The organism is Amycolatopsis nalaikhensis, assembly GCF_030264295.1.
Classification (GTDB): Bacteria; Actinomycetota; Actinomycetes; order Mycobacteriales; family Pseudonocardiaceae; genus Amycolatopsis; species Amycolatopsis nalaikhensis.
The window spans coordinates 8,877,937-8,897,613 of sequence record NZ_CP127173.1; the positions used below are offsets into that span (position 1 = coordinate 8,877,937).

24 protein-coding genes and 2 pseudogenes are annotated in these 19,677 nt (G+C 72.7%); 14 read left to right on the top strand and 12 right to left on the bottom strand.

Annotation, left to right across the window (positions count from 1 at the left end; translation table 11 throughout):
• Positions 1-8 precede the first annotated feature (8 nt).
• A complete protein-coding gene (locus QP939_RS43090) occupies positions 9-491 on the top strand; it encodes an RNA polymerase sigma factor (protein WP_285452551.1) in 483 nt (160 codons plus the stop codon).
• Positions 488-1,084, top strand: a complete 597-nt coding sequence (locus tag QP939_RS43095; protein ID WP_285452552.1) for a methylated-DNA--[protein]-cysteine S-methyltransferase — start codon at positions 488-490, stop codon at positions 1,082-1,084. Before QP939_RS43090 ends, QP939_RS43095 begins: the two co-directional genes overlap by 4 nt.
• On the opposite strand, the gene QP939_RS43100 is transcribed toward QP939_RS43095, so the two are convergent.
• On the bottom strand, positions 1,062-1,697 hold the full coding sequence (locus QP939_RS43100) for a Pr6Pr family membrane protein (protein ID WP_285452553.1): 636 nt from the start codon (positions 1,695-1,697) through the stop codon (positions 1,062-1,064). The two genes, QP939_RS43095 and QP939_RS43100, sit on opposite strands and share 23 nt — an antisense overlap.
• 77 nt (positions 1,698-1,774) lie before the next feature.
• Between QP939_RS43100 and QP939_RS43105 the strand changes: the two genes are divergently transcribed.
• Genes QP939_RS43105 through QP939_RS43115 form a run of 3 tightly spaced genes read left to right on the top strand, consistent with a single transcriptional unit; the run spans position 1,775 to position 3,404 of the window.
• Positions 1,775-2,488, top strand: coding sequence for a 2OG-Fe(II) oxygenase (locus QP939_RS43105; RefSeq protein WP_285452554.1), 714 nt, complete (start codon positions 1,775-1,777; stop codon positions 2,486-2,488).
• Between the two features lie 50 nt (positions 2,489-2,538).
• Positions 2,539-2,919, top strand: a complete 381-nt coding sequence (locus QP939_RS43110) for a hypothetical protein (RefSeq protein WP_285452555.1) — start codon at positions 2,539-2,541, stop codon at positions 2,917-2,919.
• The gene (locus tag QP939_RS43115) at positions 2,916-3,404 is read left to right on the top strand and encodes a methylated-DNA--[protein]-cysteine S-methyltransferase (RefSeq protein ID WP_285452556.1); all 489 of its coding nucleotides are present in this window, start codon (positions 2,916-2,918) and stop codon (positions 3,402-3,404) included. Before QP939_RS43110 ends, QP939_RS43115 begins: the two co-directional genes overlap by 4 nt.
• Before the next feature lie 10 nt (positions 3,405-3,414).
• On the opposite strand, the gene QP939_RS43120 is transcribed toward QP939_RS43115, so the two are convergent.
• Positions 3,415-4,017: a LysE/ArgO family amino acid transporter gene (locus QP939_RS43120; RefSeq protein ID WP_285452557.1), complete on the bottom strand. Its 603-nt coding sequence runs from the start codon at positions 4,015-4,017 to the stop codon at positions 3,415-3,417.
• A 70-nt stretch (positions 4,018-4,087) separates the two neighbouring features.
• Between QP939_RS43120 and QP939_RS43125 the strand changes: the two are divergent.
• Positions 4,088-4,970: pseudogene (locus QP939_RS43125) on the top strand (LysR family transcriptional regulator ArgP).
• 372 nt (positions 4,971-5,342) lie between these two features.
• The gene (locus QP939_RS43130) at positions 5,343-7,985 is read left to right on the top strand and encodes a tetratricopeptide repeat protein (protein WP_285452558.1); all 2,643 of its coding nucleotides are present in this window, start codon (positions 5,343-5,345) and stop codon (positions 7,983-7,985) included.
• On the opposite strand, the gene QP939_RS43135 is transcribed toward QP939_RS43130, so the two are convergent.
• Positions 7,901-8,161, bottom strand: coding sequence for a hypothetical protein (locus QP939_RS43135; protein WP_285452559.1), 261 nt, complete (start codon positions 8,159-8,161; stop codon positions 7,901-7,903). The two genes, QP939_RS43130 and QP939_RS43135, sit on opposite strands and share 85 nt — an antisense overlap.
• A 147-nt stretch (positions 8,162-8,308) precedes the next feature.
• The gene (locus tag QP939_RS43140) at positions 8,309-8,947 is read right to left on the bottom strand and encodes a TetR/AcrR family transcriptional regulator (protein ID WP_285452560.1); all 639 of its coding nucleotides are present in this window, start codon (positions 8,945-8,947) and stop codon (positions 8,309-8,311) included.
• A gap of 64 nt (positions 8,948-9,011) precedes the next feature.
• Between QP939_RS43140 and QP939_RS43145 the strand changes: the two genes are divergently transcribed.
• Positions 9,012-10,529 (top strand): FAD-dependent monooxygenase, encoded by a 1,518-nt coding sequence (locus QP939_RS43145; RefSeq protein WP_285452561.1) that lies wholly within the window; start codon positions 9,012-9,014, stop codon positions 10,527-10,529.
• Between the two features lie 87 nt (positions 10,530-10,616).
• Positions 10,617-11,561: a prolyl aminopeptidase gene (pip, locus tag QP939_RS43150; protein ID WP_285452562.1), complete on the top strand. Its 945-nt coding sequence runs from the start codon at positions 10,617-10,619 to the stop codon at positions 11,559-11,561.
• On the opposite strand, the gene dmpG is transcribed toward pip, so the two are convergent.
• On the bottom strand, positions 11,558-12,583 hold the full coding sequence (dmpG, locus tag QP939_RS43155; RefSeq protein ID WP_285452563.1) for a 4-hydroxy-2-oxovalerate aldolase: 1,026 nt from the start codon (positions 12,581-12,583) through the stop codon (positions 11,558-11,560). The genes pip and dmpG overlap by 4 nt on opposite strands.
• The gene (locus QP939_RS43160; protein ID WP_285452564.1) at positions 12,580-13,479 is read right to left on the bottom strand and encodes an acetaldehyde dehydrogenase (acetylating); all 900 of its coding nucleotides are present in this window, start codon (positions 13,477-13,479) and stop codon (positions 12,580-12,582) included. Before QP939_RS43160 ends, dmpG begins: the two co-directional genes overlap by 4 nt.
• An 87-nt stretch (positions 13,480-13,566) precedes the next feature.
• Here QP939_RS43160 and QP939_RS43165 point away from each other — a divergent pair, with 87 nt between their 5' ends.
• Both QP939_RS43165 and QP939_RS43170 read left to right on the top strand, forming a co-directional pair.
• The gene (locus QP939_RS43165; protein ID WP_285452565.1) at positions 13,567-13,947 is read left to right on the top strand and encodes an OsmC family protein; all 381 of its coding nucleotides are present in this window, start codon (positions 13,567-13,569) and stop codon (positions 13,945-13,947) included.
• A gap of 50 nt (positions 13,948-13,997) precedes the next feature.
• Positions 13,998-14,213 (top strand): hypothetical protein, encoded by a 216-nt coding sequence (locus QP939_RS43170; protein WP_285452566.1) that lies wholly within the window; start codon positions 13,998-14,000, stop codon positions 14,211-14,213.
• A 20-nt stretch (positions 14,214-14,233) separates the two neighbouring features.
• On the opposite strand, the gene QP939_RS43175 is transcribed toward QP939_RS43170, so the two are convergent.
• From QP939_RS43175 to QP939_RS43190, 4 genes are all read right to left on the bottom strand, one after another.
• Positions 14,234-14,632: a superantigen-like protein SSL4 gene (locus QP939_RS43175; RefSeq protein WP_285452567.1), complete on the bottom strand. Its 399-nt coding sequence runs from the start codon at positions 14,630-14,632 to the stop codon at positions 14,234-14,236.
• A gap of 69 nt (positions 14,633-14,701) precedes the next feature.
• Complete coding sequence (locus tag QP939_RS43180; RefSeq protein WP_285452568.1) at positions 14,702-14,977, bottom strand: hypothetical protein; 276 nt, start codon at positions 14,975-14,977, stop codon at positions 14,702-14,704.
• An 80-nt stretch (positions 14,978-15,057) separates the two neighbouring features.
• On the bottom strand, positions 15,058-16,245 hold the full coding sequence (tuf, locus tag QP939_RS43185; RefSeq protein WP_285452569.1) for an elongation factor Tu: 1,188 nt from the start codon (positions 16,243-16,245) through the stop codon (positions 15,058-15,060).
• Positions 16,246-16,479: 234 nt separating this feature from the next.
• On the bottom strand, positions 16,480-17,049 hold the full coding sequence (locus QP939_RS43190) for a helix-turn-helix domain-containing protein (protein ID WP_285452570.1): 570 nt from the start codon (positions 17,047-17,049) through the stop codon (positions 16,480-16,482).
• A gap of 18 nt (positions 17,050-17,067) precedes the next feature.
• Between QP939_RS43190 and QP939_RS43195 the strand changes: the two genes are divergently transcribed.
• Positions 17,068-17,565, top strand: a complete 498-nt coding sequence (locus QP939_RS43195; protein WP_285452571.1) for a GNAT family N-acetyltransferase — start codon at positions 17,068-17,070, stop codon at positions 17,563-17,565.
• A gap of 9 nt (positions 17,566-17,574) precedes the next feature.
• On the opposite strand, the gene QP939_RS43200 is transcribed toward QP939_RS43195, so the two are convergent.
• A complete protein-coding gene (locus tag QP939_RS43200; RefSeq protein ID WP_285452572.1) occupies positions 17,575-18,321 on the bottom strand; it encodes an alpha/beta fold hydrolase in 747 nt (248 codons plus the stop codon).
• Positions 18,322-18,401: 80 nt separating this feature from the next.
• On the opposite strand from QP939_RS43200, the gene QP939_RS43205 reads away from it, so the two are divergent.
• Both QP939_RS43205 and QP939_RS43210 read left to right on the top strand, forming a co-directional pair.
• A complete protein-coding gene (locus QP939_RS43205) occupies positions 18,402-18,818 on the top strand; it encodes a TetR/AcrR family transcriptional regulator (RefSeq protein ID WP_285452573.1) in 417 nt (138 codons plus the stop codon).
• Positions 18,784-19,014: a TetR family transcriptional regulator C-terminal domain-containing protein gene (locus tag QP939_RS43210; RefSeq protein ID WP_285459977.1), complete on the top strand. Its 231-nt coding sequence runs from the start codon at positions 18,784-18,786 to the stop codon at positions 19,012-19,014. Before QP939_RS43205 ends, QP939_RS43210 begins: the two co-directional genes overlap by 35 nt.
• Positions 19,015-19,016: 2 nt before the next feature.
• Here QP939_RS43210 and QP939_RS43215 read toward each other — a convergent pair.
• Positions 19,017-19,602, bottom strand: a pseudogene (locus tag QP939_RS43215) (helix-turn-helix domain-containing protein).
• Positions 19,603-19,677: the final 75 nt, after the last annotated feature.

Sequence of the window (19,677 nt, forward strand, 5' to 3'; positions counted from 1 at the left end):
TACCGGGTGTGATCGTGAAACCGTTCGAGCAGATCGTGGCCGAGCACGGGCCGATGGTCCTCCGGGTCTGCCGGGCCGTGCTCGGGCCCGCCGACGCCGAAGACGCCTGGTCGGAGACCTTCCTGTCGGCGCTGAAGGCGTACCCGGAGCTGCCCGCCGACGCGAACGTCCAAGCCTGGCTCGTCACGATCGCGCACCGCAAGGCCGTCGACGTCACCCGCGCGCGGGCCCGCCACCCGGTGCCGGTCCGCGAAGTCCCGGACCGGCCGGGGCGCACCGAGGCGTGGGACAACGAACTGTGGGACGCACTGGCCCGGCTCCCGGACAAGCAACGTACTGCCGTGGCCTACCACTACCTGGCCGGGCTCCCCTACCGCGAGATCGCGGAGATCACCGGGGGCAGCACGGACGCCGCCCGCCGCGCGGCCGCCGACGGCATCAAGGCCCTGCGGGCCACCTACTCCCCGAGCTTGGAAGGAGCGCGCTCATGACGGACATGTTCTGGCCTGTGCAGGGCGACTACATCCTCAACCCCGACCCCATGCACGAGCGACTGGTGGCCGCCGCCGAGCGCGACGGGCTGCTGGACGTCACCTACCGCACGGTCGACAGCCCGGTCGGCACCCTGCTGCTGGCGGCGACCGAGCGCGGCCTGGTCAAGGTGGCGTTCGCCAGCCAGGACCACGACGCGGTGCTGGTGGCGCTGGCGGCGGAGATCAGCCCGCGGATCCTGCGCACCCCGGCCCGCCTCGACCCGGCCGTCCGCCAGCTCGAGGAGTACTTCGCGGGCAAGCGGAAGACCTTCGACGTCCCGCTGGACCTGCGGCTGGCCCGCGGGTTCCGCCTCTCGGTGCTGGAGCACCTGCCGGAGATCGCCTACGGCCACACGGAAAGCTACGCCGAGGTCGCGGCGGCCACGGGCAGCCCGAAGGCGGTCCGCGCGGTCGGCACGGCGTGCGCGCGCAACCCGCTGCCGGTGGTGGTGCCGTGCCACCGGGTGGTCCGGTCGGACGGGTCGTACGGCCAGTACGCGGGCGGCGAGGAGGCCAAGCGGGTCCTGCTCACGCTGGAAGCGGCGGCGTGACCGGGAGCTTGCGGTCCAGCAACTTCATGAGGGCGGCGAAGGCGGCCGCGAGGACGACGACCAGCAGCGCGTTGCGCACCGCGTCCCCGAGGCCGAGCTTCCCCGCGTCGAGGAACGGGTACGGGTACCAGTGCGTGAACGCACCCTGGACGAAGATGTAGAGCAGCCACAGCAAGGGCCACGCGAAGGCGGCGAAGACGGTGCCCCAGGTGACGCGCGGCCGCGGGCCGAACAGCAGCCACGCGGGCACGGTCGCCCACGGCGAGACGTAGTGGAACCCGATGGTGGCGGCCAGCGCGGCACCGGTCAGGTGCACTTGCGGAGCGAGGACGATCGCGTAGACGAGCCCCGTGATGAGAATGCCGAGCAGGGCATCGAGCCGCACGACCCGCCACAGGCGGCCGTCGGCGAGCGGGTTCACGGCCAGCACTCTCGATGGTGAAGTAGCTGAACAGCCGCACGCCGACGCCCAGCGAGGTGCCGGTCTGCCCGGAGTTGCGTCCGCGCCGCCGGTGAAGAGCAGCACGAGCTGGATCACCAGCGAAACCACGACAACGGCCGCGATGACGGCGTGCCACCACCGCGACCCGACGGTCGTCTTGCCACCGATCATGGGTTCGAAGCCAACCCGGGAAACACCGATTCGCCGGTCCGATCTCACGTTTCACCCGGCCGGGACGTCTACCGGGTATGAGCACCTTCGAAAACCGCGTCGCGGCCGCCGACTGGGAAGCCGTGGCCGCCGAGGTCGACGACTACGGCTGCGCGCTCCTGCCCCCGCTGCTCACCCCAGCCGAATGCGCGGAGCTCGTCGCCCTGTGGGACGAGCCGGAGCGGTTCCGGGCGACGGTGAACTTGCGACGCCACCGCTTCGGGGACAACGGCGACTACCGCTACTTCGCCGAGCCGTTCCCGGAGCCGGTGCAGAGGCTTCGCCAGGCGCTCTACTCACGCCTGCTGCCGATCGCCCGCGACTGGCACGCTCGTCTGGGCCGAGAGGCGGAGTGGCCATCCACATTGGACGAGTGGCTGACGATCTGCCACGACGCGGGCCAGCCGCGTCCGACACCGATCCTGCTGCGGTACGAGAAGGGCGGTTGGAACGCCCTGCACCGGGACCTGTACGGCGACAAGGTGTTCCCGCTGCAGGTGGTGATCAACCTGAACGAGCCGGGCACCGACCACACGGGCGGCGAGTTCCTGCTGGTCGAGCAGCGCCCTCGGGCGCAATCGCGCGGAACGGCAACGCTCATCCCCCGCGGCCACGGCTTGGTGTTCACGACCCGCGACCGGCCGGTCCGCTCAGCACGAGGCTGGTCAGCGGCCCCGGTCCGCCACGGAGTCTCGGCGGTCCGGTCGGGGGTTCGCCACACACTCGGCCTCGTCTTCCACGACGCAGCATGAGAGCGGCGCGCGGCACCCATCGGCCGCTTGACTTCGACCCAGGACTCGACATGACAGCCGAAGAACTGGCCGCCGTGCTGCGGCTGATGGGCCCGGCCCGCCACGCGGTGATCGGCACGGCAACCGACCCGACCTCTCGGGCCGACGGCGCCCGTATCGCCGCGGCGTGGGACGGCGACGTACTGGCAACGGTGACGTGGCCGGAGACAGCAGCGTCGTGGCTGCGCCAAGCCCGCCGGTTCGCGAGCCCGGACCCGGACGTCTGGGTGGTCTGCGCCACCCCGGCAGGTTGGACCGGAATGACCCACCGGCTGCGGCAATCGACCACGTGGAGTCCACATCGGACGATCGTCACGTCGGCGCTGGCGGACTTCCGTCTGCCCGGCATCCGCGGCACCCGCCCGGACGGCACAACCTGGGAGAACCGATGAAGCACACGATCACCGACTCACCCCTCGGCGACCTGACCCTGGTCGGCGACGGCGAAGTCATCACGGGCCTGTACTTCCCGAGCCACTGGACCCGCCCGGACCGCACCACGTTCGGCGAGCGCGACGACACGGCGTTCCCCGAGGCCGTCCGGCAGCTGAAGGAGTACTTCGCCGGGCAACGCACGGATTTCGAGCTGCCCCTCCGCGCCGAAGGCGGCGAATTCGACCGCGCGGTCTGGGCCGAGATCGCGAAGATCCCGTACGGCTCGCCCACCACGTACGGCGACCTTGCCAAGGCGGTCGGCGGACTCCCGCACGAAGTCGGGGCGGCGGTCGGGCGCAACCCGCTGTGCATCCTGGTGGCGTGTCACCGCGTCGTCGGCAAGGGCGGGAAGCTCACCGGCTACGCGGGTGGCCTGAAGCGCAAGCAGTTCCTGCTGGAGCTGGAACGCCCACCCGCGGAGGAACGCGGGCAGCTGTGGTGACGAGCGCGCCTCAGACGTGGCTCAGCAGCATCGTCGCCCCCAGGCCGGTCATCGTCACCGCGATCAGCACGTCCAGTACCCGCCACGCGACCGGCTTCGCGAACACCCCCGCCAGCCGCCGGGCGCCGAAGCCCAGTGCGCTGAACCAGACCGCGCTCGCGATTCCCGCGCCGAGGCCGAACAGCCACCGCCCGTCTCCGTGGGCGACCGCCAGCGACCCGAGCAACAACACGGTGTCCAGGTACACGTGGGGGTTCAGCCACGTGAACGCCACGCACGCCAGCACCGCCTTGCGCAGCGGCGTCCGCTCCGAGCCGACCGTCAGCACCGACGGCCGGAACGCCCGGCGCGCCGCCAAGGCGCCGTACGCCAGGAGGAACAGCCCACCGCCGACCGCGATGATGCCGATCGCCGTCGGCCAGCGGCCGAGGATCGCCCCGATCCCGCTCACGCCGAGGCCGATGAGCACCAGGTCCGACACGGCGCAGATGACGACCAGCGGCGCCACCGCGCCCCCGCGCAGCCCCTGCTGCAGCAGGAACGCGTTCTGGGAGCCGATCGCGACGATCAGGGACAAGCCGGTACCGAACCCGGCGACGAGCAGAGCGAGCACACCCTCGACGGTACGGCCGTCCTGCTGGATCACTCCAGCTAAAGATTCTTACGTAACATTAGCGTTCGTGATGTCAGATCTACCGCTGGACCAGGTCAGGACCCTGCTCGCCGTCGTGGACGAGCAAAGCTTCGACGCCGCCGCGGCCGTGCTGCACGTGACGCCGTCCGCGGTGAGCCAGCGGGTCAAGGCCCTCGAGCAGCGGACCGGGCGGGTCCTGCTGCTGCGGACGAAGCCGGTCTCGCTGACCGAGTCGGGCAAGGTGCTGGTCCGGTTCGCGCGGTCGCTGGCGCGCCTGGAGCAGGACGCGCTGGCCGAGCTCGGCCTCGGCTCGTCGACCCGCACGCTCTCGATCGCCGTCAACGCGGACTCGCTCGCCACCTGGTTCCTCCCGGCCCTCGCGGGCGTGCCCGACGACCTCGGCCTCTGCTTCGACCTGCAGCGCGAAGACCAGGACCACACGGCGGCCCTGCTGCGCGAAGGCCTGGTGATGGCCGCGGTGACGGCGGCGCCGCAACCGGTGCAGGGCTGCACGTCCCGCCGGCTGGGACGGATGCGCTACCGCGCGATGGCCGCACCGGAGTTCGTCGCGCGGCGGCTGGCGTCCGGCCCGCTCGCCGAGGCGCTGCCCGCCGCGCCGGTGATCGTGTTCGACCGCAAGGACGACCTGCAGGACCGGTTCCTGCGCGGCCTCACCCGCCGCCGGAACTTCACGCTGGTGCGCCACCACATCCCCGCCTCGGAGTCCTTTGTGGACGCGGTGGCGGCCGGGACTCGGCTGGGGCATGGTGCCGGAGATCCAGGCCGCCTCCCGCGGCGACGCGCTGGTGGACCTGGCGCCGGACCGCCCACTCGACGTGCCCCTGCACTGGCAGCAGTGGAAGCTCGACTCACCCGCGCTCGCGGCGGTGGCCCGGGCCGTGGCCGACGGCGCGCGAACCGCCCTCCGCTGAACGTCCCACCGGCCACCACAAGGCACACCACCCACCCTGCGGCCGAAGCGCGAGGGTGGCCGACGGCGCGCGGACTGCCCTCCGCTGAACCCCACCTGCGGCAGTGGAAGCTCAATTCGCCCGCCCTAGCCGCCATCGGCGGGCTGTGGCCAACGGCGCCCTAGCGGCCATCAGCGGGCCATGGCCAACAGCGCGCCCGCCACCACCGCGCGAGCCGCAACCGACCGCGTCCGACCCGCCCTCCCCTTAACCCCCGCACCGGCCGCACCCGCGTGGCATCCTCGCTTGTGGGCGGTGGGACCGGCTGCGCGCCGTTTGGGAGAATGCTTCCGGAAAGTCCCGGCCCGGCGGGGCCGGAGGGAGAGGGAACACGTGCGCGGAGGCTCAGAGCCGGACCCGGACACCGTCACGGACCTCGCCGGGCTGGCCGAAGCTCTCGACCGGCTGCGCCGCCGGGCGGCCCGCGGTACCGGGAAAAGCCGCGTCTCGCTGCAGGACCTCAGCAGGCTCACCGGGCTGCCCCGGTCGACCGCGCACACCTACGTCTCCGGCAAGGCGCTCCCGCCGATCGACGTCCTCGACCGGATCGTCCTCGCGCTGGGGGCTCAGCCGGACGAGCTCGGCGCGTGGAGCGAGGCCTGGTTCCGGATCACCGCCGACCGGGACGGCCGCCGTCGGGAGCCGGCTCCCACCGTCGTTCCGCGGCAGCTTCCGCCGGACGTTCCCGGGTTCGTCGGCCGCCACCACCAGCTCGTCGCGCTGGACGATCTCCTGCCCGCGCCCGATGGCGACACGCCCGTTTCCGTCGTCGTGTCGGCCATCGCGGGTACCGCCGGGGTCGGGAAGACCGCGCTGGCCGTGCACTGGGCCCGCCGCGTCGCCGCCCGGTTCCCCGACGGGCAGCTGCACCTGAACCTGCGCGGCTACGACGTCGAAGCGCCGATGCGGCCGGACGAGGCGCTCGGCCGGCTCCTGCGGGCTCTCGGCGTCGACCTCGCGGACCTGCCCGGCTCGCTGGACGAACGCGCCGCGCTGCTGCGTTCGGTGTGCGCGGGAAAGCGGTTCCTCTTCTTCCTCGACAACGCGCGCTCCGCGGAGCAGGTCCGGCACCTGCTGCCCGGCGCGCCGGGCTGCCTGACCCTGATCACCAGCCGGGACGCGCTGACCGGGCTCGTCGCGCGCGACGGTGCCCGGCGGATCGACCTCGACCTGCTGCCCCTGGCGGACGCGGTCGACCTGGTCCGGGCGCTGATCGGCGACCGCGTCGGCGAGGAGCCCGCCGCGGCCGCCGAGCTCGCGCAAGCCTGCGCCCGGCTGCCGCTGGCCCTGCGCATCGCCGGTGAATACATCCGCAGCCGTCCGGAGGCGACGCTCGGGGACGCCGTCCGGGAGCTGCACGACGAGCGGCGGCGGCTGAGCGTGCTGGACGCCGGCGGCGACGACCGGACCGCCGTGCGGGCCGTGTTCTCGTGGTCGTACCACGCGCTGGCCGAGGGCCCGGCGCGCCTGTTCCGGCTGCTGGGCGCCCACCCCGGCCCGGACTTCGACCTGCACGCCGCCGCCGCGCTGGCGGGCACGGACCTGATGTCCACGGCGGCGCTGCTCGACGAGCTCGTCCGGGCCCACCTCGTGAACTCCACCGGGCCCGGCCGCTACGGCATGCACGACCTGCTCGCGGCGTACGCCCGCGAAGTCGCCGGTGAAGACCAGTCCCGCGAGTCGCTCGAGCGCCTCTTCGGCTACTACGCGTTCGCCGCCATGGTCGCGATGGACACGCTCTACCCGGTCGAGCGGGACCGGCGGCCGCGGGTCGACCGTCCGGGGGCGACCGCCGTCCCCGATCTCGGGGACGCCGAACGGGCGCGGGCCTGGCTCGGCGCCGAGCGCGCCACCCTGCTCGGGATGGTGCGGCTGGCCGAAACCCACGGCTGGCCGCGGTGGATCGGGGTGCTCGCCGGAACGCTCTGGCGGGAGTTCGACACGCAGGCGCACACCGCCGAAGCCATGGCCCTGCAGCACGTCGCGCTCTCGGCCGCGCGCGCCGCGGAAGACGTCGCCGCCGAGGCCGAGGCCCTGCGCAACCTCAGCACGGTGCACCGGATGGCGGGGAACTACCTCGAGTCCCTCTCGTACGCACAGCAATGCGTCGTCCTGCGGCAGCAGCTCGGCGACGAGACCGGCGAGGCCGCGGCGCACAACAGCGTCGGGATCGTCGCCGGTCTGCTCGGACGGCTGGACGACGCCGTCGCGGCCTACGAGCGGTCCCTGCGGCTGCGCCGGAAGACCGGCGACCGGCGGGGTGAGGCCGCGGTCCTGATGAACCTGGCCGTGACGTCGATGCGCTCGGACGCGATCCGCGACGTCGAGGAGCACCTGACCGCGGCGCTGAAGCTGTTCCGCGACCTCGGCGAGCGGCTGGGCGAGGCGCACGCGCTCAGCAACCTGGGCGACGCGTACCGCGCCAACGGCCACGTCGCCGCCGCCCTCGACCAGCACGAGCGCGGGCTCGCCCTCTTCCGGGAGCTCTCCGTCCCCGAAGGCGAGGCCGACGCGCTCAACGGGATCGCCCTCGACCACGCCGAAGCCGGGGACTTCGCCGCGGCCGTGCCCTTCCACGAACAAGCACTCGCGGTCGGCGAAGCGGCCGGCAGCCACGGCATGCTCACCCACGTCCACAACAGCTTCGGCACCACGCTGATCGGGCTCGGCCGCCTGCGGGAAGCCCGCCACCAGCACGAGGCGGCGCGAGCCTCGCGGTCGACGCCGGGGACCGCTTCGAGCAGGCCCGGGCCCTCAACGGGCTCGCCGAGACACTGGCCGAAGAGGACCCGGAGGACGCGCAGCGCCTGTGGGCCGCCGCCCTCGCCGTCTACGAGGACCTGCGGCACCCGCGCGCCGAGAAGGTCCGCGCCCGGATCGCCGCGAGCCGCCTACCCCGAGGACGCTGACAGCGGGATCGCGGCCGGGACCGGTGGCTGCGACCAGAACGTGCGGCGCGTCTCCGTGAGCACGTAGACCACCCGGTACCCGCCGTCGGGCGCCGGGACCAGCTTCCGGGCCGTCGAGATGCGGTACACGTACAGCCCGGGCGCGCAGACCTGCGGGCACACCGGCGCGGCCGCCGCGGCCGGTGGCGCCGTCACGAGGGCGGCGCCCACGGCCACCGCGGCCCACCACGATGTTCCGGTCAACGGCACCCGCGTGCCGCGTTCTGGCAGGACCCTTTTCCCGAAGACATCGCTCCCCCTCCCGGCCGGACGGGGCGAAGTACACCAGGAGCCCGACTGTCACACGGGCGCTCCTGGACAGAGCTGGACGAACGTGGACGCCGGGTCCCGCTAGCCGGGACGGCGCTCCGCCGGGAAGTCGCCGACGCCGCGCTCCACCAGGTCGAAGGCCTGGTCGACGACGGCGGCCTGCTCGCGGCGGACCACGTCGGCGTCGTCGCCGGCGACGATCCGGCCCATCGCGTGGGCGAAGACCGTCGTGATCGCCGTCGTCAGCAGGCCGGCCACCATCCGGGACCGGAACGCGTCCCCGGTCTCGGCGGTGAGCACCTCGGTGAACGCGTCCGCGATCTCGCGTTCCTGCTCGTACCAGCGCGCTGTCAGCGCCGGGCTCGACGTCAGCACCCACCAGAACCCGGGTCCGCCGGCGATGGCGCCGGACAACGGGTGCCCGGACGCCAGCAGCTCGTGCTGGTGGCGGCGCAGGGCGGTGACCGCGGACGTCCCGGCAGGCCGGTCGCGGACCACCTCGGTCAGCTCGCGCAGCCGGTCGGCGTGGCGGTCGAGGAACAGGTCCTCCTTGCGCGGGAAGTAGTTGAACACCGTCATCTTCGAGACGCCGGCCGCTTCGGCGATCTCGGCGACCGTCACCTCTTCGAAGCCGCGCTGGGCGAAGAGGCCGGTCGCGACGTTCGAGATCAGTTGCCTCGTCGCCTGCTTCTTCCGCTCCCGCAGTCCGTGATCCGCCATGAACCGAGAGTATAGACCGGACACAAACTTTGACTCGGTAAAAGTTTGTGGCATCATCGGAGCCATGAACAGGGATGTGGTGATCTCCGGGGGCGGACCGGTCGGCTTGATGCTGGCCTGCGAACTGCGGCTGGCGGGCGTGGACGTGCTCGTCGTCGAACGGCTGCCCGAACCGGACCAGACGATCAAGGCCGGGTCGGTCAACCTGACGACGGCCGAAGCCTTCTACCGCCGCGGGCTGCTGCCCGCGATGGACGAGGTGGTGCGGCAGAACTTCGAAAAGATCCAGGAGTTCCTGAAGTCGCGCGGTGGCGGCGGGCCCGGCGGTCCGATCCCGGTGGGGCACTTCGCCGGGATCATGGTCGCCTCGGGCGGCGTCGACTTCGACGACCCCGCCTTCCGCGACGTCGGGCCGGCCGCCCGCGTGGTGGTGATCCAGCAGCAGGCCGTCGAGGCGATCCTCGCCGAGCGCGCCACCGAGCTGGGCGTCGAGATCCGGCGCGGGGCCGAGCTGACCGGGTTCGACACCGACGACGACGGCGTGACCGTGCACCTCGCCGACGGTGAGCAGGTCCGCGCCGGCTGGCTCGTCGGCTGCGACGGCGGCCGCAGCTTCGTCCGCAAGCGGGCCGGGTTCGCCTTCCCCGGCACGGATCCGGCCATCACCGGGCGGCAGGCGATGGCCGAGTTCGAGGGTGCGGACGGGCTGCCCGCCGGCTGGCAGCACGGCACCGGCGGGCTCTACGTCCTCGGGCCGATGCCCGGCCGGGCGCTGATCGTCGAGTTCGACGGGCCGCCCGAGGACCGCGACGCCCCGGTAACCGCGCAGGAGCTCGAAGACAGCCTCCGGCGCGTGTCCGGCGCGGACATCCGGGTGAAGAAGGTCCACAGCGCGACGCGGTTCACCGACAACGCGCGGCAGGCCACGACCTACCGGCTGGGCCGCGTGCTCCTCGCCGGCGACGCGGCGCACGTCCACTCCCCCTTCGGCGGGCAGGGGCTCAACCTCGGCATCGGCGACGCCGTCAACCTCGGCTGGAAGCTCGCCGCGACGATCCGGGGCTGGGCGCCGGAGGGACTTCTCGACAGCTACACCACCGAGCGGCACCCGATCGGCGAGTGGGTGCTCGAGTGGACGCGGGCGCAGGTCGCGCTGATGCGCAGTGACGTCCGGACCAAGGCGCTGCGCCAGGTGATGTCGGACCTGCTGCACACCGGTGACGGCGCGACGTACCTGGCGAAGAAGCTGTCCGGCGTTCTGCACCGGTACGCGCTCGAAGGCGACCACGACCTCACCGGTCGCGCCGCGCCCGACTTCGCGTTCGCCGACGGCACCCGGCTCGGCGAGCACCTGCACGACGGCAAGGCGCTCCTGCTGGACCTCGCCGAAAACGCCGCCCTGCCCGAGACCGCGCGTGGGTGGGCCGGTCGCGTCCAGGTGCTGACCGCGAAGTGCGTCGGCGAGCCCGCGCTGACGGGCGTGCTGGTCCGGCCGGACGGGCACATCGCCTGGGCGACCGAGGACGGCTCGACGACGGGCCTCGAAGCGGCCCTGCGTCGCTGGTTCGGCGAGCCCGCGTGACCCGGCGGGGGCGCGCCTGCCCGGCGCGCCCCCGCTTTCCGGAAATCCCCTCGAAAAACCGGGCCCGGACCGGAATGATCACCGGCGTTGTCCCGGCCATCGAGGGAGGGCGAGCTGTACCCGCCGATCGAACCCCACGCCCACGGACTGCTCGACGTCGGCGACGGGCACCGGATCTATTGGGAGACGTCCGGCAACCCGGACGGCAAGCCGGCGCTGGTCCTGCACGGCGGCCCCGGACAGGGCTGCGTCCCCGGCATGCGCCGGACGTTCGACCCCGCCCGCTACCGGATCGTGCTGACCGACCAGCGCGGCTGCGGCCGGAGCCGCCCGCACGCCACGGAGTCGTTGCGCCACAACACGACCGACCACCTGGTCGCCGACCTGGAACGGCTCCGCGAGCACCTCGGCATCGAGCGCTGGCTCCTGACCGGCGGCTCGTGGGGCACCACGCTCGCGCTCGTGTACGCCGAGCGCTTCCCGGAGCGCGTGTCGGAGATCGTGGTCAGCGCGATCAGCACCACTCGCCGGTCCGAGATCGACTGGCTCTACCGGGGTGCGGGCCGGTTCTTCCCCGAGGAGTGGGCGCGCTTCACCCTAGGCGGCGAAGACGACGTCGCCGGGTACGCGCGGCTGATGGCCGACCCGGACCCGGCGGTCCGCCACCGCGCGGCGGCCGCGTGGAGCCGGTGGGAAGACGTCGTGCTGTCCCTCGAACCCGGCGCACCCCCGATGCGGGACGAGCCCGTCGACGACGCGGCGCTCGCGTTCGTCCGGCTCACCACGCACTACTACGCGAACGCGGGCTGGCTGGAGGAAGGCGCCGTGATCCGCGACGCCGGGCGCCTGGCGGGCATTCCCGGCGTGCTGATCCACGGCAGGCTCGACCTGAGCTGCCCGGTGACGACGGCGTGGGAGCTGGCGCAGGCGTGGCCGGGCGCCGAACTGCTCGTCGACGACCACTCGGGGCACCGGGCCAGCGACGTCAAGCGCGCCTGGAAGCTCGCGGCGCTGGACCGGTTCGCGCGTTAGCCCTCGGCCGCCAGCTGCACGGCGACGTCGATGATCATGTCCTCCTGGCCGCCCACCAGGGCGAGCTCGCCGCAGCGGCGCAGGATCGCCTGCGCCGGAACGCCGTAGCGCTCGGCCGCGCGCTCCGCGTGCAGGAGGAAGCTCGAGTACACCCCGGCCCAGCCCTGCACGATCGCGTTGCGGTCCATCTTCGGCCACCGGTGCAGGTACGGGCGGACGACCTCCTCGGCCGCGTCGAGCAGGCCGCCGACGTCGAGACCCGTGTCGATGCCCAGGCGGTCGAACACCGCCGCGAGCACCTCCGTCGGCGAGTTGCCCGCGCCCGCGCCGAGCGCGCAGACCGACCCGTCGATGTAGCGGACCCCGGCTTCGTACGCCAGCACGGAGTTCGCGACGCCGAGCGAGAGGTTCTGGTGCCCGTGGTAGCCGACCCACGCCGTGTCGCCGACTTCGGCGACCAGCGCCTCGAACCGCTCGCGCGCTTCGTGCATCAGCAGTGCGCCTGCCGAGTCCGTCACGTACGCCGCCTGGCAGCCCGCGTCGACCATGATGCGGGCCTGCTTCGCGAGGTCTTCCGGCGGCGTCCGGTGCGCCATCATCAGGAACCCGGCGGTCTCCATGCCGAGTTCGCGCGCCAGCCCGAAGTGCTGCGGCGAGACGTCGGCTTCGGTGCAGTGCGTCGCGACGCGCACCATCTCCGCACCCGCGTCGAACGCGCGCCGCAGGTCTTCGGCCGTGCCGATCCCGGGCACGAGCAGCACCGCGATCTTCGCCTGCTTCGCCTCTTCGCGCGCCGCCGCGATCAGCTTCAGCTCGTCGACGGCGGAGAAGCCGTAGGTGAACGACGAGCCGCCGAGGCCGTCGCCGTGGGTCACCTCGATCACCTCGACGCCGGCGCGGTCGAGCGCGCGGACGGTGTCGCGCACCTGCTGTTCGGTGAAGCGGTGCGCCATCGCGTGGCTGCCGTCGCGCAGCGTCGTGTCGATGATCCGGACGTCGTGGTTCAGTTCGGGGCGGCTCATGCGGAGACCTCCTGCTTCGCGCGCGCCATCAGCTCGCCGACGCGGGCGGCCGCGGCGGTCATGATGTCGAGGTTCCCGGCGTACTCCGGGAGGTAGTCGCCGTTGCCGCGGACCTCGAGGAAGATCCCGACGCGCGCGTTCCCGTCCCACTCTTCGCGCGCGTCGTCGAACTGCGGATCGGCGCGCAACGTGTAGCCGGGCACGTACTTCCGGACGTCTTCGGCCATTTCGTGGATCGAGGTGGTGATCGCGTCGCGGTCGGCGTCGGCGCCGATCGCGCAGAACACGGTGTCCCGCATGATCATCGGCGGTTCGACGGGGTTGAGGATGATGATCGCCTTGCCGCGCCCGGCCCCGCCGACCTCGGCGACCGCCTGCGACGTCGTGAAGGTGAACTCGTCGATGTTCGCCCGCGTGCCCGGGCCCGCGCCGCGGGAGGCGACCGACGCGACGATCTCGGCGTAGGGCACCGGCGTCACCCGGGAAACGGCGTGCACCATGGGAATCGTGGCCTGGCCGCCACAGGTGATCATCGAGACGTTCGGCGCGTCGAGGTGCGCGCCGAGGTTCACCGGCGGGCACACCATCGGGCCGAGGTGCGCGGGCGTCAGGTCGATCGCCTGGATCCCCGCGGCTTCGTAGCGCGGAGCGTTCGCGGCGTGCGCCTTCGCGGACGTCGCCTCGAAAACGAGGTCCGGCAAGGGATCCTGGCGCAGCAGCCAGTCGACGCCCTCGGCGGACGCCTCGATCCCCTGCGCGCGGGCGCGCTGGAGACCGTCGGACTCGACCACCCCGACCATGTAACCGACTTCGAGCACTTCACTGCGTCGCAGCTTCGCCAGCAAATCCGTACCGATGTTGCCGGGGCCGACGATCGCCGCCATCACGGGAGCCATGCCGCAGACCGTCGCACCGCGGCGGCCGGAGGCGACAGCCACGTGTTCCGGTCAGTGGAACGGTCGCGAGTGTGCGACAGTGGGCGGATGGCATTCGAGGTCGTGGCAGGCGCGGGCACGATGCGCAGCGAGACGGGCGTGCGGTTCCCCCACCGCTGGACGACGGCGGGGGTCAGCGTGGACACGGAATTCACGGGCGGCCACCTCCTGAACCTCGCGGCGGCGGGGTGCGTCCTCAACGACCTGTACCGCGAGGCGGAGCCGCTCGGCATCCGCCTGGACGGCGTCCGCGTGCGGGCGACGGGCGGCTTCGACACGACGACGTGGGCGTCCACGGGCATCACGTATTCGGTCGAACTGGACTCCTCCGCCCCCGCGGAGGAGCTGGCCCGGCTGCTGGCGGTGGTCGACGAAGTGGCCGAGATCCCGCGCGCCCTCCGGGCGGGCCCGCCGGTCCGGCGCGTTTGACCGTCACCCGGCCGGGGCAAACCTGGGAGGAGGCCGATCAAGGAGGTCCGATGGCCGAACGGCGTTGGCACGTCATCCCGACCACTGCTCCGTTGTGCTGGCTGTACCTGGGGGTGGGCGCGGTACTGCTGCTGTCCAGTGTTTTGACGTTGACGAGAACGAACGCCCCGGCACCGGTCCTGTCGGTGATCGCGGCGGTGGCGGCGGTCGCGTTGATCGTCGTGGCCGCGGTGGGCCTGGCGCGGCCCAGTCTGCGCGGCCGCTGAGGCCTTGACGGCTGCCTGGGTCAGGGACGCAGGCAGCGCTGGGTGGCTTCGTCCCAGGTGCCGCCGCCGGTCAGGCAGTCGGTGAACTCCCGCTGCCCGTCGACCCACGCCTTGTGGCCCGCGCAGACTTCGTACTTCAGCTCGTCGCCGTCGCGGCACTGGTAGCCGTACTGGGGCGGCTTGCGCGTCGGCGTCTTGCGGACCGTCGCCTTCGCGGAGGTGCGGGTCGGGGCCGGGGCGGCGCTCGACGTCGTCGGCGGCGCGGTGAGGGTCGCGACCGGTGTCGGCTCTTCGACGGTCACGACCGATTCGGTGGTGACCGGGACGGCAGGCGCACGAGGAGCGGGCGCCGACGCGCCGCACCCCGCCGTCGCCGCGGCCAAAGCCACCGCGAACAGCCCTCCCCACCACGTCTTCATCAGCGCACCTCGGCGAGTTCGCACGGCCGGACCGTTGTTCAGTCGCCGGGAAAGCCCCGATGGTTACGCTCAGCGGGTCCGGCGGGTGGTCGGCCGCGGAGTGGGGCGCCGCTGGGTGGTCGGCTTCTTCGTCGTCAACGTCGGCGTGTGCGCCCGAGTCTGCGTCTGCGTCGTTCCCGGCGACGAACCCGTCGTCGTCGGGAATGCGGTCGGGGCCGGGTAATCCGCTGATGCCGTAGTCGGCGACGGCGGCGGGATCAGCGAACCACTCCCCGAGCGGCCCGACGCGCACGCTCCGGCCACCAGGCCGACGGCCACCACCAGGCCACACCACCACACTCGCACGCCCGGACGCTAGCAGCGCTCCGCCCGCGAAACCGGCGAAACCGGGAAACCCGCCCCCGCACTAATGCGGGGGCGGGTCTTCAGCCGAGGACTTCGCTCACCGTGCCCGCGGCCACCGTCAGGCGGCCTTCGCGCATCGCGAAGCCCAGGCCCGGGCTCATCGGCACCGGCTGGCCGAGCTCGACCGTCAGCGTCGCCCGCTCGCCCGGGCGGACCACCGCCACCCCTTCGGCGAGCGCGACCACCCCGACGACGTCGCTCGTGCGGAAGTGGAACTGCGGCCGGTAGTTCGCGGCGAACGGCGTGTGCCTGCCGCCCTCCGCCGTCGACAGCACGTGGACCTCGGCGCGGAACCTCGTGTGCGGGCTGACGCTGCCCGGCAGGCACACCACCTGGCCGCGGCGGACCTCGCCGCGCTTCACCCCGCGCAGCAGCACCGCCGCGTTGTCGCCCGCCTCCGCGCGCTCCATCGGCTTGCCGAACGTCTCCAGCCCGGTGGCCACAGTGGACACCGACGGCCCGAGCCCGACCACCTCCACCGCGTCGCCGACCGCGAGCGTGCCCTGCTCCACCGCGCCGGTCACGACCGTGCCGCGGCCGGTGATCGTCAGGACGTTCTCGATCGGCATCAGGAACGGCAGGTCCAGCCGGCGCGGCGGGATCGGCACGTGCTCGTCGACCGCCGCGAGGAGGTCGAGTATCCGTTGCGTCCAGCGCGGGTCGCCCGCCAGCGCGCGCAGCCCCGACACCCGGACGACCGGCACCGCGTCGCCGTCGAACCCGTAGCGGGTCAGCAGCTCGCGGACCTCCAGCTCGACCAGGTCGAGCAGGTCCTCGTCGTTGGCCAGGTCGGCCTTGTTCAGCGCGACCACCAGGTGCTCGACGCCGATCCGGCGCGCCAGCACGACGTGCTCCCGCGTCTGCGGCATCGCGCCGTCCTGCGCCGACACCACGAGCACCGCGCCGTCCAGCTGGGCCGCGCCGGTGATCATGTTCTTGACGTAGTCGGCGTGGCCGGGCATGTCGACGTGCGCGTAGTGCCGCGTCGGCGTCTCGTACTCGACGTGCGCGATGTTGATCGTGATGCCGCGCTCGACCTCCTCCGGCGCGCGGTCGATGCGGTCGAAGGCGACGTAGCGGTTGGTGCCGCCCTGCTCGGCGAGCACCTTGGTGATGGCCGCGGTCAGGGTGGTCTTGCCGTGGTCGACGTGGCCCATCGTGCCGATGTTGAGGTGCGGCTTGGTCCGCACGTACTGCTGCTTGCTCATGGGTTTTCCCTGTGCTGGAAGAAAAGTGCGCGAAACCGGGCGGAGCGCGTCGACCCTCCCCCGGCGGTTCCGCGGCAGGACAGGGGAATCGGGGAAGGGTCAGCGTCGAGCGCCGCTGGACAGGACCGCGAGCAGCCGTGCCGAACGGGCGCTCGGCAGGGACGAGCCTGCGAGCGTCGCGCGATCGGACACGGGGAACATGGCTCGGAGGGTGTCACGCCTCCGGCGCCGGTGTCATCCTGTTTTCCGCGGCCGCATGATCAGCGCCGTCACGTGGTACACGCACGGTTCCGCGCCGCGGTTGGCGTAGGAATGCCTTGCGTCGGCGGGAAAGTAGAGCGAGTCGCCCGCGGTCAACGCGTATTCCGCGTCGCCGACGCCGAGGTGCAGCGTGCCCGACTCGACCGCGACGAACTCGTGGGAACCCGGGGCGTAGGCGGGGAACGTGCCCGCGTCGCACCGCGCGGGCAGGGTTGTGCGGATCCATTCGAAGTTGACGCCGGGGACGACCGGCGTCAGCACCGTGCGGTGCCAGCCGCCCGCCTCGGCGACGTGGTCCTGGTCGGCGGCGCGGCGGACGATCACCCGGTCGGTCTCCAGGTCGGCCAGCAGCCGCGAGAGGGACAGCCCGAGGCCGTCGGCGATCCGCGACAGCACCACGACCGTCGGCGTCTTTTCGCCGCGCTCGATGGCCGACAGCATGCTGACGCTGACCCCGGCCTCCTTCGCCAGGGCACTGAGCGCGAGACCGCGGTCGGCCCGCAGGTCGTGCAGGCGGCGGCCGAGGATCACCGGGTCAATCATTCCTCTATAATACCGATCATGTCCACTATAGAGGAAGTGCGGCCGGCGACGGAGTCCGACGCCGAGGGCATCGCGGCCGTCTTCGCGCCGTACGCCACGGACTCGGTCGTCACGTTCGAGACCACGCCACCGACGGCTGAGCAGTGGCGCGCGAAGATCCGCGACAGCCCGCTGCCGTTCCTCGTGTTAGCCCGCGACGACGTCGTCCTCGGGTACGCGTACGCCGCGCCGTGGCGGCCGAAACCGGCGTACCGGCACACGGTGGAGACGACGATCTACCTCGCCCAGGGGACGACGGGCCGCGGCTACGGACGCCGCCTCCTCGACGAACTGCTCAAGCGCTGCGCCGAAGCCGGGGCCCGCCAGGCGATCGCGGTCGTCGTCGACTCCGGCAGCCCGGCGTCGGCCAACCTGCACCGCAAGGCCGGCTTCACCGACGCGGGCGTGCTGCGCCGCGTCGGCTTCAAGCACGACCGCTGGCTCGACACCCTGCTGCTGCAACGCGAACTCGGCTGACCTCGCCGCTCAAGCGTGCTCGGCCCAGAACGCGACGAGTGCTCGCGCGCCGCGGACCGGGTCCTGCACCATCCACCAGTGGCCGAGCCCGTCGAGTACCTCGACCCGGGCACCGGCCCGGGCGGCGGACCGGCGGCGCAGTTCCGGCGAGCCGACGAAGTGGTCGTCGGTGCCGATGATCGCCAGGCCGGGACGCGCCGCGGCGGCGGGCAGGTTCCGGCCGAGCTCGGCCATGACCGGCTGCCGGGCGGAGCGGTAGAAGGCCAGGATCGCCTGCCCCATCACCGGTCCCTGGGCCGCGGCCAGCCGTTCGGCGATCGGCCGGGGAATGCCCCGGCCCACCATCCGCTCGGCGCGGTCGCCGAGGGTGCCGCCCAGCAACTCCGCGACCGACCGCTCGCCGACCCCGGGTGTCTGCCAGCCCTGGGCGAGGTCGCGCCAGACGTAGTCCGGGTCGAACACGCCCAGCGAGTCGCTCACCCAGGTCCGCAGCAGGTCGGGCCTGGCCATGGCGACGGAGACGACCGTGCTGCCGCCCACGTCGTGCCCGACGAGATCGACCGGCTCGCCCAGTGCCGTCAACTCCGCGACAAGCCAGTCCCGGTAGGCCGACACGGTGCACTCGAAGCCGTCCGGGATCGGTGCGCCGAAGCCGGGCGGCGACAGGCGCACGACGTCCGTCCGGTCGAGTTCGGCGCACAGCGGGTCCCAGATCGCGGCGGTCTCGGGGTTGCCGTTCACGAAAACTGCGGTCATGGGACTCCTGACGTTCCAAGGGGACGAGATCCACCCTGACATACTTGCTATTCGACACGCAAGTTGCCTACGCTGGTCCCATGGAAGCGCATCCCACCCCAGCACGTCGCACCCAGGAGCAGCGGCGCTCCGCGACCAGAGCCGCGTTGCTGAGCGCGGCCGCGGAGCTGGTGGTGGAGTCCGGAATGCGCGCGGTGACGCTGGCTCGCACCGGGGAGCGGGCCGGGTACAGCCGCGGAATCGTCACTCACCACTTCGGCTCGAAACAGGCCCTGCTCGACGCGCTGGCGAAGGCGAGCCAGAGCGGGTTCGTCCCGGGCGTCGACGACCGGCCGCCCGGGCTCGACCGCCTGCTGCTCCTGATCGAGGGCTACGTCGGAGAACTCGGCCGCGACGGCGTCGCCGGGCGGGCGTTCCTGCTGCTGTGGGCCGAGGCGGCCACGGCTCCCGAGCTTCTCCGGGATCTTCCGGGACCGCGACGAGTCGTTCCGGGCTGACCTCCGCGCCGACGTCGCCGCCGGGATCGCCGACGGCACGATCCGGGCGGACACCGACCCCCACGACGTGGCGGTGGCGGTGCTGGGACAGCTGCGCGGCATCGGCATGCAACGGCTGCTGGACCCCGATGCCGTCGACACCCGGCGGCTGGGCCGCGCCGTCGCCCGGCAGTGGCAGCGGGCGTTGGCGGCCTGACCTCAGCGGGACTTGGCCCGCAGGTGCAGCCGCTCCCCCTGCTTGCCGAACAGGCTGAGGATCTCCGCCGGGCGGTCGACCGCGCCGAACCAGTGCGGCAGCCGCGTGTCGAACTCCGCCGCCTCGCCCGGGCCCAGCGTCATGTCACGGTCGGCCAGGATCAGGCGCAAGCGGCCGGACATCACGTACAGCCACTCGTAGCCCTCGTGCACCTGGGGGTCCGGTTCGCCCGTCTCCGGCTCCAGGATCATCTTGAACGCCTGGGGCGCGCCCGGCTGGCGGGTCAGCGGCAGCACCGTCATCGTCGCGCCGTTGTGGCGCGGGATGCGGCGGGCGGTCAGCCGGACGCGCGGGTCGCCGACCTCCGGGGCACCGACCAGCTCGTCCAGCGGGACCTGGTGGGCCTGCGCGATCGGCAGCAGGAAGCTCGAGGCTCGGCTTGCGCTGCCCGGACTCCAGCCGGGACAGCGTGCTCTTCGAAATGCCCGTCGCCGCCGACAGGTCGGCGAGGGTGACCCGCCGCTGGGTGCGGACCCGCTTGAGGCGGGGCCCGACCTCGGCGAGGGCCTGGTTGATCGCGTCCGTCATGCCTCCAGGAAACCCGCTCGTCCCGGAAACGGCAACATTTGTTGTCGAAATCGCGAAGCCGGGTTCATCGTGGCC

Excerpts from the sequence above, each read along its gene's own strand:
- QP939_RS43100 (WP_285452553.1), bottom strand. The coding sequence starts at position 1,697 with ATGATCGGTGGCAAGACGACCGTCGGGTCGCGGTGGTGGCACGCCGTC.
- QP939_RS43195 (WP_285452571.1), top strand. The coding sequence starts at position 17,068 with ATGTCCACTATAGAGGAAGTGCGGCCGGCGACGGAGTCCGACGCCGAG.
- QP939_RS43095 (WP_285452552.1), top strand. The coding sequence starts at position 488 with ATGACGGACATGTTCTGGCCTGTGCAGGGCGACTACATCCTCAACCCC.
- dmpG (WP_285452563.1), bottom strand. The coding sequence starts at position 12,583 with ATGAGCCGCCCCGAACTGAACCACGACGTCCGGATCATCGACACGACG.
- QP939_RS43205 (WP_285452573.1), top strand. The coding sequence starts at position 18,402 with ATGGAAGCGCATCCCACCCCAGCACGTCGCACCCAGGAGCAGCGGCGC.
- QP939_RS43105 (WP_285452554.1), top strand. The coding sequence starts at position 1,775 with ATGAGCACCTTCGAAAACCGCGTCGCGGCCGCCGACTGGGAAGCCGTG.
- QP939_RS43190 (WP_285452570.1), bottom strand. The coding sequence starts at position 17,049 with ATGATTGACCCGGTGATCCTCGGCCGCCGCCTGCACGACCTGCGGGCC.
- tuf (WP_285452569.1), bottom strand. The coding sequence starts at position 16,245 with ATGAGCAAGCAGCAGTACGTGCGGACCAAGCCGCACCTCAACATCGGC.
- QP939_RS43110 (WP_285452555.1), top strand. The coding sequence starts at position 2,539 with ATGACAGCCGAAGAACTGGCCGCCGTGCTGCGGCTGATGGGCCCGGCC.
- QP939_RS43175 (WP_285452567.1), bottom strand. The coding sequence starts at position 14,632 with ATGAAGACGTGGTGGGGAGGGCTGTTCGCGGTGGCTTTGGCCGCGGCG.
- QP939_RS43160 (WP_285452564.1), bottom strand. The coding sequence starts at position 13,479 with ATGGCTCCCGTGATGGCGGCGATCGTCGGCCCCGGCAACATCGGTACG.
- QP939_RS43170 (WP_285452566.1), top strand. The coding sequence starts at position 13,998 with ATGGCCGAACGGCGTTGGCACGTCATCCCGACCACTGCTCCGTTGTGC.
- QP939_RS43115 (WP_285452556.1), top strand. The coding sequence starts at position 2,916 with ATGAAGCACACGATCACCGACTCACCCCTCGGCGACCTGACCCTGGTC.
- QP939_RS43140 (WP_285452560.1), bottom strand. The coding sequence starts at position 8,947 with ATGGCGGATCACGGACTGCGGGAGCGGAAGAAGCAGGCGACGAGGCAA.
- QP939_RS43200 (WP_285452572.1), bottom strand. The coding sequence starts at position 18,321 with ATGACCGCAGTTTTCGTGAACGGCAACCCCGAGACCGCCGCGATCTGG.
- QP939_RS43145 (WP_285452561.1), top strand. The coding sequence starts at position 9,012 with ATGAACAGGGATGTGGTGATCTCCGGGGGCGGACCGGTCGGCTTGATG.
- QP939_RS43165 (WP_285452565.1), top strand. The coding sequence starts at position 13,567 with ATGGCATTCGAGGTCGTGGCAGGCGCGGGCACGATGCGCAGCGAGACG.